The following is a 12,071-nucleotide window of genomic DNA, read 5'->3' as shown; positions in this document are numbered from 1 at the left end:
TAGCCGCTAACCCCTTTGCCAGCCATATCATACCCGTAAGCATATACAGAATCAGCCACATACCCCCTGGATCACCCCGTAAGTCGCTGATTCTGCTGAAGGCCTCCGCTACATAGGGAGGGGGGAGGGGTATCACCTCACCCGCCCCAAAGCATCGAACTCAGTTGAGGTTTGTCTCCCCTTGCTCGACCGCAACTTGCATGACCGCAACCCAAGACCATCGTCCTCCGAGCCAGCACCACGCGGCCCGCAGCTCGTCGTAGCGCCACCGCCGCGACCATCACGCCACTCCGCACTCGCCCTCTGGCACCTGCTGTCCCTCGACGCCCCTACAGTCGCCGCGCTTTGGACCTTCTTCATCGCCCGCTGCTCGCACATCGCTCTGCCCTGGACCGCCTCGGCAGCCATGTTTACCGCCGTCTGGATGATCTACGCCGCTGACCGCCTCCTCGACGCCCGCCAGCTCGACACCACGCCGCACACACCAACCGACCTTGCCGATATAGATCTTGCCTCTATAGATATAGAGGAGCGCCACCGCTTCCACCACCGCCACCGCGCCCGCTTCCTCGCCGGCATGGCCGCCGCATCGCTGGCTCTCGTCCTCTTGCTCCCACACCTCCAACCCCGAGCCCTGCTCCTCTACACCCTGCTGGCCGCCCTGCTCGGCACCTGGATGCTCCTCATCCACGCCCGCCCCCCACACCGCGACGGCACCCGGCGCCTCCCCAAGGAGCTCGCCGTCGGAATCTTCTTCCCCGCAGCGTGCTTCATTCCCACCGTCGCGCGCGCGCCATCGCTGCAGCCGCAACTGCTGCCCATCGCAGCCATCTTCGCCGGCGTCTGCACGCTCAACTGCCTCTTCCTCTACACGTGGGAGCACCCGCACGAGCCGCTTGCCCGCCGCCACGCGCACTGGACAACGCTCTGGTCCATCCGGCATCTGCCGCAGCTCAGTGTGGCTCTGCTGGCCCTCTGCATCACGCTCGCCGCGCTTGACCGCTTCGCCACCGCACCGGCTCTGGCCTGCGCCCTAAGTACCGCGCTGCTGCTCGCGCTGCACCGGCTGCGTACCCGCATCCGCCCCGTCCACCTCCGCGCCGCCGCGGACCTCGTCCTGCTCTCCCCGCTGCTCTTCCTCCTGCACCGATGACGCAGCCCGAACCCAACTTCGACCACGTCGCCCGCATCTACCGCTGGGCCGAGTACCTCACCCTCGGCCCCCTCCTCAAGCGCACCCGCGAGCACTACCTCAACCGCCTCACCCCCTGCCGCCAGGCCCTCATCCTCGGCGACGGCGACGGACGCTTCCTCGCGCAGCTTCTGCGCATCAACAAAAATCTCAGCGCCACCGCAGTCGACACGAGCGCAACCATGCTGCAGCTCCTGCGTGAGCGATGCGCCTTCGCAGCCGAACGCCTCGAGACCATCAACGCCTCAGCACTCAACATCGAAGTGGCAGACAATACAGACCTCGTCGTCACCCACTTCTTCCTCGACTGCCTCACGCAACCCGAGGTCAACAGCATCACGAAACACATCGCCGCGCACACTCACACCGGCTCTCTCTGGCTCGTCTCAGACTTCGCCATACCCGACAACGCAGCCTTGCGTCCCATCGCAAGGCTCTACATCGCCTCTCTCTACCTTGCATTCCGCCTGCTTACCGGTCTGCGCACCCAACAACTGCCCGATCCGCAGTCGGCCCTCACAGCTTCCGGCTTCGTCCGCATCGCACGCCACGAGCGGCTCGGCGGCCTGCTCTACACAGAACTCTGGCAACGCCGGTAAAATACCTCTTCTAGCCGCTGCGCAGACAGCACAGCCCACGAAAGCCCCATGAACCTGTACATCCTTCGCCACGCCAGCGCCGGTCTTCGCCGCCCCAATCCGCTACTCGACACCAAGCGTCCCCTCGACAAGGACGGCAAAGCCCAGTGCCTGCAGCTCGCCCACGTCCTCAACGCCATGAAGATCAGCTTCGACATGGTCGTCTCGAGCCCGCTCAAGCGCAGCCTGCAGACCGCACAGCTCGTCGCCACCGAGATGGGCTTCGAGCAGAGCATCCTTATCTCCACTGCGCTCGCGCCCTCCAGCACCTTCGCCCAGTTCCAGAAGATGCTCCGCGATTGCACTGCCTATGAGAACGTGCTCGTCGTCGGTCACAACCCCAATCTGACGCAGTTCCTTGGCCAGCTCCTCGCCGGCCCCACCGAGACCACCGTCCCCGGTGTCCGCCTCCGCAAAGGTTCACTCGCCCGCGTCAGCCTGCTCCGCGGCCCGGCCATCCTGCAGAGCCTCATCGACCCCCGCATCGTCCGCGCTCTCTACGCCACTTCGACGAAAAGCTCACGCCGGAAGACCTCGCGGAAGTAAGGCGCTTCCTTCTTCAGTGCCCACACTTCCAGGTCGGCACGCCCACGCGGCGGCTCCAGTTCCAGCAACACTCGCTTGGCAAACACGTTGATCCGCAGCTTCATCGCCGCGGTCGCGCGGTCCTGGTTCAGCGCCTGCGCCAACCGCAGCAACACCACTGACCGCTGCACATGGACATGCTCTTCTACCGGCACAGACCGCATGGGTCTGTCCTCCGCTTCCGGTCTGCTCTTGCCTAGGTAGCGCGCAATTGCCGCCACAATCGCCCGTTGCTCCGGCGAGAACCCGAAGATCTCCGAGTTTGCAATGATGTATTGCGTATGCCGATGATGCCCCTGGTGGTTCATGAACTTGCCCACCTCCTGCATCATCGCCGCAGCCCGCAGCCACAGCCTGTACTCGGCAGGCAGTTCATGTACATGAATAAGCTGATCGAACAGCTGCTCCACATGCTGGCACTCCGGCCCAGCCTTCTTCGGGTCGATCCCATAACGCTTGCAGACCTCAAGCACGCCCTCCCAGCGCTCGGCCTCCATGGTGCGGTGCGCGCTCGCCCTCGTATCCACGTCCGCCAGCATCTGCTCCAGCACGCCGTCCCGCAGCCCCAGTGGCGAATACCGGAAACCCTTCAACTGCAGCCGTTCCAGCAGCATCGCATACACCTGCGCGCCGCCCATGATGATCTCCGAACGCTTCGGCCCGATCCCCGGCATCGACGCCCGCTCCGCATTGTTCAGCTTCAACAGCTTGTCCGCGATCATTCGTACCGACGCCGTATCGGCCTCCAGCATCGGCCCACTTCGCGTCGTCTTCTTGCTCACTGACTTCTTCGCGGCCCTTGCAACGCGCGTCCCCTCCGAGAGCGCAACACTCGCCTCCGCCAACGCCGAAGCTGTCCCCGAAGTCGCAATCACTGTCGCCACCTTCGGCAGCCCCAGCTTCCGTTCGCCACGCCGCAGTTCGCGCTCGATGAACTTTCGCAGCCGGGCGACATCATCCTTGCTCGGCGGATCATTCTGCATCAGAAACTCCTGTTGCAGCCGCACCGCGCCCAGCGGCAGACTCACCATCTGCTTGATGCGTCCACCATCCGACAGCGTCACCTCACAGCTGCCGCCACCCAGGTCGACCAGCAGGCAGCGCCCACGCGCGCCCGGCTCCATCGTCGTCACACCCAGGTGAATCAATCGGCCTTCTTCAAGCCCCGAGATGACATCAACCGTCCAGCCTGTCGACGACTTCACCCACGCACGAAACGCATCCGAGTTCCGCGCATCGCGCATTGCACTGGTCGCCACCACGCGCACCCGGTCCACCACATACGTCTGCGTCGTCTTCTGAAACCGCTTCAACGCGCGGATCGTATTCGCCATTGCCTCCGGCGAGATTACGCCTGTATCGAAGACGCTCTCGCCCAGCCGTGTCACCTCGCGGTCTTCCTGCAGGATCTTCAGCTTGTGCTGCTGCACCGCGGCGATCGCCAGTCGGCACGAGTTCGATCCGATGTCGATCGCCGCAAACGTAGGCATTATCCTTGGTCCTCTTCTCCGGAAACAGTATCTCGACCACCATACATGCTCGGAAAGCTCTGCGAAGTCCGCATTAATCCACAGGCGTTCGGTATCCTTAGAGAAGGCGTCATCGCCGACCACCATGAGCACTGCGGCCCCAAGCACTTCAAGACCCTTCGATAACACCCACGTGGATGCCCCTGAATCAAGGAGCTGGCCCCTGTCTCACGTGGCTCTGCTTCTCTCCCTCTGGATTGCCATCTTTATCACCGCACTCGCCGGCCCACCGCTGCTGGACGACGCTGACGCAACCCACGCCCAGGCTGCCCAGGCCATGTTGCGCACCGGCGACTTCGTCACGCTTCATGTCAACGGCATCCGTTATTTGGAAAAACCACCTCTACCCTACTGGATCGCCGCCGCAAGTCTGCATCTCTTTCCGTCATACCCTGCCTTTGCGATTCATCTGCCTCTGGCTCTCACCGTGCTAGGCCTTGCGCTACTGGGATATGCATGGTCGCGCCGAGCCTTCGGAAGCGCCGCTGCTCTCTACGCGGGCATCTTCGTCCTTACTGCCGCGGGCGTCTTCTTGTTCACGCGCGTCTTCATCCCAGACGCTCTGCTTTCGCTGCTTCTCGCCCTGTCGCTTTACCTCCTGCAACGCTCGCTCGACCACAACACTGCCGACACACTCTTCTCCCGCACGTTTCCTTACGAAATGTGGGCAACGCTCGCTCTCGCTGTCCTTACCAAAGGTCTGGTCGCGCCTGTCTTCTTCGGCGGGACGGCGCTGCTCTACATGTTTCTCACCGGAGACCTGAAGCACTGGCGCAGACTGCGGCCCATCACTGGCATACTGCTCTTCCTGATCATCGCAGCTCCGTGGCACATCCTGGCGGGCCTGCATAACACCGGCAGCCGCGGTGGCTTCGGCTTCGCTCCCGGTCACGGTTTCTTCTGGTTCTACTTCGTCAACGAGCATCTGCTGCGCTTCCTGGGCCGCCGCATCCCGCGCGACTACAACAAACTTCCCGCAACGCTCTACTGGCTGCTGCACCTCGTCTGGCTCTTCCCTTGGAGCCTCTTCACCCCAGCCGCTTTGCTCGTCGCCTGGCGCCGCCGCCGCGATCTCCTCTCCCTGCACACAGCGTCACTCGCCCAACGCACCGTCTTGCTGCTTGGCCTGTTCTCCGCCATCATCCTGGCCTTCTTCTCACTCTCCACCAACCAGGAGTACTACACCTTCCCCGTCTATCTTCCGCTCTTGATGCTCCTGGCCGCAGCCCTCGCCTACCAGCCTACCCGTGGAGACACACCGCTCCGCCGCTGCCTCAGCTTCGCCTTCGCGGCCTTCTTTGTCCTCGGCCTGGCCATCAGCATCGCGCTCGGCTGGGGGCTCTGGAACTCCCGCCACCTCCCCTTCGTCTCAGATATCGGAGCCCTGCTCGCGCATCGCGGCGTCGGCGACTACACACTCTCGATGTCACACTTCTTCGACCTCACCGGCCCATCTTTCGCAGCACTTCGGCTGCCCGCGGCTTTGGCTGCGCTGGCCTTCGCCATCGGCCCGACAGTCGCGTTCATCTTCTATAGGCGTCGACGGCTGTTCTCCGCGATCTTCACCATGTCCATCACCAGCGCGGTCTTCCTCATCGCCGCGCACATCGCCCTGTGCCGCTTCGCCCCCATGCTCTCTTCGGCCGACTTCGCCGCCAACATCCAGTCGCTGGAGCACAACGGCAGTATCGCGCCAGGCACCGAAGTCATGCTCTTCGGCGATCAGGCCTACGGTTCCTCGATCCCCTTCTATCTCGGCCACCCGGTCCTGCTCGTCGATGGCCGCAGCACCTCCATGCTCTTCGGCAGCACCTTCCCCGATGCCCCACCCATCTTCCTCACTGCTCAACAACTCCTTGCGCAGTGGGGGCATGGCCAGCGTAAGATTCTTTTCGTTCCCCCTGACCTGCGTGACCAAGTCGACCAACTTCTCGGCTCCAATAAGCTCCTGCTCAAAGAGACCTCCGGCAAGGCGCTCTACACCGACCGCGCTCTCGATACACCTTCGTCCATGAAAGACTCCCAGTGACCTCAGCACCTAACCCGGACCTTCGTCCAGCACAACGCTGGCGCATCTCCTCTCTTCTCCTCATCACGCTTCCCTGGCTTGTGCTGCAATTCGGTGGGCTCTTCCGTCCTGGCCTACTTGACGACGTCGACTCCGTCTACATCCAGGTTGCCCGCGAGATGCTGCAGCGTCACGACTATGTAACCCCCACCATCGACGGCATCCGCTTCTTCGACAAGCCGCCCCTCATGTACTGGATGGCTGCCGGCTCCATGCGCATCTTCGGCATCCACGACTGGGCCGCGCGGCTGCCTCTCGCGCTCGGCGTACTTGCATTGCTCTTCGCCGTCTACGCCCTCGGCAACCGCCTTTACGCAGCCGTTTCACCCTCCGCCGCACCCGACCGCGCCGGCCTCTATGCAGCACTGGCGATGGCCACCTCGCTCGGCCCTTACCTCTATACGCGCTTCTACATTCCGGACATCCTCATCGCCCTCTGGATGACGCTCTCCGTCCATCTCTTCCTCATTGCGCTCGACCGCATCCGCGAAGGCGAGTCCACACTGCTGCCCATGCTCGGCTTCGGCGCCGTCATGGCACTTGACGTCCTCACCAAGGGCCTCATCGGTGTCGTCTTCCCTGTTGGCTTCGTGCTGCTCTACCTCGCATTCACACGCAGCCTGCCCCTGCTCAAGCAGCTCAATCTCATCGCATCGACAGCATGTTTCCTGATCATCGCTGCGCCGTGGCACATCCTCGCCGCGCTCCGCAATCCACCTATCGCGATGCCCTCGGGCCTCGGCCTGCCTGCCCACGCCGGCTGGGCATGGTTCTATCTCTACAACGAACACATCGCTCGCTTCCTCGGCAAACGCATCCCGCACGATTACGGACAGGTCCCCATCCCGCTCTTCTGGCTCCTGCTGCTCATCTGGCTCTTCCCCTGGGTTGCGTTCCTCTTCGGGGCTCTGCTGGATGCCTTCCGCGAGCTTCGCATCTCCCGGCCCGGCAGCCGACGCTTCGACTCCGACATCTTCGCCGGCTTCGACACTGTCAGCCTCGTCGAAGCCACCGCCCGCCGCCGCGAGGCCGCGCTCTCGCTTCTCCTCTGGGCAGGCATCATCCTCGGCTTCTTCACCCTCAGCTCACGGCAGGAGTACTACCACCTGCCCGCGCTGCCCGCACTCGCTCTGCTCGTCGGCGCACTCCTCGCCGCAGCCGACGTCCGTACCCCAGCCAACACTACCCTCCATCTGCGCGTCAACGCTCCGCTTCAGGCGCTCCGTGGCGCGCTCTATGTTCTCGTGCCGCTTGGAACGCTGCTCTCCATCATCTGCGCCTACTTTGCAATCACCGCTCCCTCGCCACATCCCGGCGACACCCTCAGCTCCGCCCTCAGCAGCAACCCAGCGTTCTATAACCTCTCGCTCGGCCATATCTTCGACCTCACCGGTGCGGCGATGGGCTTCTTCCGTGGCCCGCTCATCACCGTGTCTCTGGGCATGATCACACTCGGCCCCATCGCTTATGCTGTACGCCGCAAGGGTCACACCTTTATAGCCAACCTGCTCATCACCGCCGCCATGTCCGCCGTGCTGCTCGCCGCGCATGAGGGCCTCGTGCGCTTCTACCCCATTCTCGGTTCCAAAGACCTCGCCCTCGCCATCGACTCGCAACGCAAGCCCGGCGATCTTATCCTCATCGACGGCGAGCTCACCTCCGGCTCCACGCTGCTCTTCTACACACAAGACCTCGGTGGCCATGTAATGCTCGTCAACGGCCGCGTCAACGGCCCCTGGTTCGGCAGCTTCTGGCCTGACGCCCCACACATCTTCGCCGACGATGCCGAACTCCACCAGCTCTGGCGAGGCCCACATCGCATCTTTCTGCTCACATACCACCCCGCCAGACGCGCCCGCGATCTCGCCCCCTTCGGCCCTGTCATCGACTTCGCTGACTCTGGCGGCAAAACCATTCTCACCAACCAGCCCAAATAGAAAGAGCGTAAACCGTGGCTCTCAGCAAGGACTGGTCTACGCTCTACACTCAATGCTCTACGCTTTGCCCTACTCCGGCGCCTCCACACGGCCGCCTTCCTTCAGCTTGTAGATCTTTCCGCGATAGTAGAAGTTCTCGCCGCCATAGCTGCCCAGCCACAGGATGCTTCCCAGCAGATCGCGCAGCGGATAGATCAGCGTGTTATACGCAATATACGGATCGCCCAGCACGCTCAGGATCGCGGCCGCCTGCAGCCAGCGGTTCACCACCATAGCTGCGAACCACACCAAGCCCAGCAGCGCGTGCCCACTCAACAGGCCCCACAACAGCCCCAACACTCCAAACGGCATCGCGAAGGTAAACCCGCTGCCGAAGTGCCCCCACGGCCGCGACCGCCGTGTGCTCTGCATCCAACGCAGCTGGTTGCGGAAGCTCAGCCAGAACGGCGAGTCCTGCACCATCAACCGGATGATATGCGTGGCCATCCGCACGCCCTTGCCTTGGTTCGCCAGCCGATTACCCAGCACAAAGTCATCGGCGTAGAACTGGCCCAGTTCGTCGAAGCCGCCCGCATCCTGAAAGCTCTTTCGCGGCAGCGCCATCGTCGCACCCAGTGCAAACTTGGTGCCCTCAATCATGTCCGCGACCAGCACGCCGCTGGTCATCTCCACACTCTTGCCCACCGCATCCAGTCGCGACGAAAACCCCGCGCCCACATGCGCTGTACCCAGGTACACACAACTCGCCAGCGCGATCTTCGGGTCCTTCAGCGTTTGCACCATCCGCTGCAGGTAATCCTTCGCAACCCGCACGTCTGCATCGCTAGTGATGAACGTGTCATACTTCGCCACGGAATCCAGCTTCGCCAGCGAGTACACCTTCGCGTTATGAAACTTCGGCATCGGCTCGCCGCACGTCACATAGCGCGCCGCCACATGCGGATACCGCTGCCCCACCCGTTCCGCCAACTGCAGTCCTTCGTCCGTCGCGTGCCGTGCACAAAACAGCAGTTCGAACTCCGGATACTCCTGCTCGAAGAACGTCTCAATGTTCCGTTCCATCCCGTCTTCGGTGCCGTGCAGCGGCTTCAGCACACTCAGCGGAGGCAGATAGTCCACCGCCTCCCGCTGTTCGCGCCGCTTCGTCAGGCCAAAACGCCCCGCTGCCGCCAGCACCATGCCGCAGTAGATGGTTGAGGTAACCGACCCAAACGCCGCCACCCAGAACAGAATATGAAGCAGGACCGTCATTGCACCACGCAACTCAAACGCAACTCAGATAGATCAGGCCATGGTTCGGACCCGTCTCTTCAAGTCTACGCGACCGCGTCTACTCTTTCTCTTTGTTCACTTTAACCGGCCGCCGAAACGGCACCAGCCCCGGCTGCGGCGTCTGCTGCTGCATCCGTGTCAGCATCTCCGTGCGCACGTAGTCGACGAACCCCTGCATCTGGCGGTTCATCTCCTCCATGCGTTCACGCATCTGCAGCACAATCGCAATCCCCGCCATATTCACGCCCAGATCCCGCGCTAGGTTCAGGATGAACTCCAGCCGCTCCAGATCCTCATCCGTATACAGCCGCGTGTTCCCCTCCGACCGCGACGGCCGTAACAGTCCTTCACGCTCATACAGCCTCAACGTCTGCGGATGGATCTGGTACATCTCCGCCACCGCCGAGATCATATACGCGCCTTTACTCTTACGCTTCGTCGCCATCGTCTATCCAATATCCAAACCTGCCAGCAGAATACCGCGTTCCCGTGTGCCTGTGCAGCCTCAAGTCAGGCGCTCCATCATTTGCGCCACATAGTGTTACACCATCAAACTCGCAGCGCCACCACGGTGTACCCTCAGTCTCGACAGGTCTATCACATGCACAACGCCATTTACTGGATCGAACTCATCGCCTTCATCATCGCACTGCTTGCCCTTTCGCTCGGAGTCACGCGTATCCTCGGCACCATCCGCCTCCCCGCCGGAGCCGTCGTCGTTGTCACCGGTGGTTCCCGAGGCCTGGGCCTCGCCATAGCCTCGCGCTTCGCCAAGTCTCACCCAGTACGCCTCGTCCTTACCTCGCGCCACATGGACGAGCTCGAGCAGGCAAAGACCACGCTCCTCGCCCGTCATCCGCACCTCAAGCCCGAAGACATCCATCTCGTCGCCGCCGACCTGGCGCAGCCCACAGAGTGCCAGCGTCTCATCGCCGACTCCCTCGCCTGCTTTGGCCGCATCGACGTCCTCATCAACAACGCCGCCATCATCGAGGTCGGCCCTGCCGAACTGCTCCCCGCCACCTCCTTCGAGCAAGCTATGCAGATCAACTTCTTCGCCGCCTTCCACACCACCTGGGCTGCACTGCCGCACCTGCTCAAGCAGCAACCGCTCGTCGGCTCCCGCCGCGCCGCCATCGTCAACATCGCAAGCATTGGCGGCAAGATGGCCGTCCCCCACATGCTCCCCTACACCGCAGCCAAGTTCGCTCTGGTCGGTTTCTCTGAAGGCCTGCACACAGAGCTGCATGCGAAAGACGTCCTCGTCACCACCGTCTGTCCCGGCCTCATGCGCACCGGCGGCGAAGCCCACGCAAAGTTCGTCGGCAATGTCGAAGCCGAGCGCCGCTGGTTCATGTTCGCCGCCACTAAACCGGTCATCACTACCACGGCCACCCACGCCGCCAACAAGATCTACCGCGCCATCGAACTCAACCGCGCTGAGATCACCATCACCCCACAGGCCTGGTTCGCCGCCCGCATCGCTGGCCTCATGCCAGAAACCATCCAGTTCGCCAACGCCCTCACCAACCGCTTCATACTGCCCAAAGCGCCCGTCGACGACTAAATCCCCGCCAGCATCTCCGCCCGCGGATCTTCCGGGTTCAGCTTCTGCAGCTCGCGCAGAATCTCCTTCGACCGCTCATCCTGCACCTTCGGCACCACAATCTTCACCTCGACGATCTGGTCCCCGCGATGCCCTTCTTTCGTCGCGCTGGTGACGCCTTTCTCGCGCATCCGCAGCTTCTGCCCGGCCTGCGTGCCCGGCGGAATCTTCAGCTGCGACTGCCCAATCTGCGTACCCACTCCATCAATTGTCGGCACATCGATCTTCGCGCCCAGGGCAGCTTCCATCACCGTCACAGGCACCGTCACGTGGATGTCATCACCCACACGCTTGAACAGCTTGTTGGGGCCAACAACAATAATCAAATACAGATCACCCGCCGGCGCGCCCTCCGTCCCCGCATTGCCCTTGCCCGCCAGCCGAATCCGCTGCCCATCGCGCGTCCCTGCCTTGATGCGAAACTCCAACGGCTCCCGCCGCGTCAGCACACCGGCGCCATCGCACTTTGGACACGCCTTCTGCACCTTGCCGCTGCCACCGCACCGCGGGCACTGGATGTTGAACTTCATCCGCCCGCCCATCTGCGTCACCTGGCCGCTGCCGTGGCACTCAGGACACTCCGTGCTCCCACCCACCACAGCACGTCCTTTGCACGTCGGGCATTGCTCCTGCCGCTGGATCTCCAGCCGCGTCACGCCGCCGCGCACCGCCGTCCAAAAGTCGATCTCCACTTTGTACTCGACGTCGGTCCCCGGCTGCGGCCCGCGTGCCTGCCGGCCACCCCCATTGAACATCCCGGTAAACACATCGCGAAAGCTCGCCCCGAACCCTTCGCTCTCCTGCGTGCCGCGGCCACCACCCTGAAAGCCCGAAAAATCAAACCCGCCAAAATCAAACGGAACTCCGCCGCCAGCCTGCCCACGCGCGCCCGCGCTCGCACCGCCGCCGCCAAACCCTGATGCCCCCGGCTGCCCGCCGCCACGCGCATACGCCTCCGCCGCGGCCGGGTCGATGTTGTCCGAGTAGAACCCGACCTGGTCGAAGATCTTCCGCTTCTTCTCGTCGCTCAGCACGTCGTTGGCCTCGGAGATCTCCTTGAACTTCTCCTCCGCCTTCTTGTCCCCTGGGTTCACATCCGGGTGATACTTCCGCGCCAGCTTGCGAAACGCCTTGCGAATCTCATCCGCACTCGCCGTCTTCTTGACGCCAAGTACACCGTAGTAGTCCTTCGTCTGCGTAGCCATAATCTTTCTCTCTAACCTACTCCACCACCCGCCCCGCGC

Annotated in this window: 10 protein-coding genes; 6 read left to right on the top strand and 4 right to left on the bottom strand. The window is 62.9% G+C overall.

Annotated elements, in window-relative coordinates; translation table 11 throughout:
• The first annotated feature begins 181 nt into the window (after nucleotides 1-181).
• From GOB94_RS17015 to GOB94_RS13800, 3 genes are read left to right on the top strand one after another with little or no spacing between them, the layout of a single operon-like run.
• The gene (locus GOB94_RS17015; RefSeq protein WP_182276457.1) at nucleotides 182-1,153 is read left to right on the top strand and encodes a hypothetical protein; all 972 of its coding nucleotides are present in this window, start codon (nucleotides 182-184) and stop codon (nucleotides 1,151-1,153) included.
• Complete coding sequence (locus GOB94_RS13805; protein ID WP_182276456.1) at nucleotides 1,150-1,791, top strand: class I SAM-dependent methyltransferase; 642 nt, start codon at nucleotides 1,150-1,152, stop codon at nucleotides 1,789-1,791. The genes GOB94_RS17015 and GOB94_RS13805 overlap by 4 nt, the downstream gene beginning before the upstream one ends.
• Before the next feature lie 48 nt (nucleotides 1,792-1,839).
• The gene (locus GOB94_RS13800) at nucleotides 1,840-2,376 is read left to right on the top strand and encodes a phosphoglycerate mutase family protein (protein WP_182276455.1); all 537 of its coding nucleotides are present in this window, start codon (nucleotides 1,840-1,842) and stop codon (nucleotides 2,374-2,376) included.
• Here GOB94_RS13800 and GOB94_RS13795 read toward each other — a convergent pair.
• The gene (locus tag GOB94_RS13795; protein WP_182276454.1) at nucleotides 2,328-3,905 is read right to left on the bottom strand and encodes a Ppx/GppA phosphatase family protein; all 1,578 of its coding nucleotides are present in this window, start codon (nucleotides 3,903-3,905) and stop codon (nucleotides 2,328-2,330) included. The two genes, GOB94_RS13800 and GOB94_RS13795, sit on opposite strands and share 49 nt — an antisense overlap.
• Nucleotides 3,906-4,116: 211 nt before the next feature.
• Between GOB94_RS13795 and GOB94_RS13790 the strand changes: the two genes are divergently transcribed.
• Together GOB94_RS13790 and GOB94_RS13785 are read left to right on the top strand one after the other, a co-directional pair.
• Nucleotides 4,117-5,973 (top strand): glycosyltransferase family 39 protein, encoded by a 1,857-nt coding sequence (locus GOB94_RS13790; RefSeq protein ID WP_255483980.1) that lies wholly within the window; start codon nucleotides 4,117-4,119, stop codon nucleotides 5,971-5,973.
• Nucleotides 5,970-7,949 carry a glycosyltransferase family 39 protein gene (locus GOB94_RS13785; RefSeq protein WP_182276452.1) on the top strand — a complete coding sequence of 660 codons (1,980 nt, stop codon included), beginning with the start codon at nucleotides 5,970-5,972 and terminating at the stop codon, nucleotides 7,947-7,949. The genes GOB94_RS13790 and GOB94_RS13785 overlap by 4 nt, the downstream gene beginning before the upstream one ends.
• A 69-nt stretch (nucleotides 7,950-8,018) precedes the next feature.
• Here GOB94_RS13785 and GOB94_RS13780 read toward each other — a convergent pair whose 3' ends face one another.
• Together GOB94_RS13780 and GOB94_RS13775 are read right to left on the bottom strand one after the other, a co-directional pair.
• On the bottom strand, nucleotides 8,019-9,200 hold the full coding sequence (locus GOB94_RS13780) for a glycosyltransferase (protein ID WP_182276451.1): 1,182 nt from the start codon (nucleotides 9,198-9,200) through the stop codon (nucleotides 8,019-8,021).
• A gap of 79 nt (nucleotides 9,201-9,279) precedes the next feature.
• Nucleotides 9,280-9,666, bottom strand: a complete 387-nt coding sequence (locus tag GOB94_RS13775; RefSeq protein ID WP_182276450.1) for a helix-turn-helix transcriptional regulator — start codon at nucleotides 9,664-9,666, stop codon at nucleotides 9,280-9,282.
• 156 nt (nucleotides 9,667-9,822) lie between these two features.
• Here GOB94_RS13775 and GOB94_RS13770 point away from each other — a divergent pair, with 156 nt between their 5' ends.
• A complete protein-coding gene (locus GOB94_RS13770; protein WP_182276449.1) occupies nucleotides 9,823-10,788 on the top strand; it encodes an SDR family oxidoreductase in 966 nt (321 codons plus the stop codon).
• Here GOB94_RS13770 and GOB94_RS13765 read toward each other — a convergent pair.
• Nucleotides 10,785-12,032, bottom strand: a complete 1,248-nt coding sequence (locus GOB94_RS13765; protein ID WP_182276448.1) for a DnaJ C-terminal domain-containing protein — start codon at nucleotides 12,030-12,032, stop codon at nucleotides 10,785-10,787. The two genes, GOB94_RS13770 and GOB94_RS13765, sit on opposite strands and share 4 nt — an antisense overlap.
• Nucleotides 12,033-12,071 lie beyond the last annotated feature (39 nt).

Origin of the sequence: Granulicella sp. 5B5, assembly GCF_014083945.1 — a bacterium.
Classification (GTDB): domain Bacteria; phylum Acidobacteriota; class Terriglobia; order Terriglobales; family Acidobacteriaceae; genus Granulicella.
This window is presented reverse-complemented; position numbering and strand designations above follow the sequence as displayed.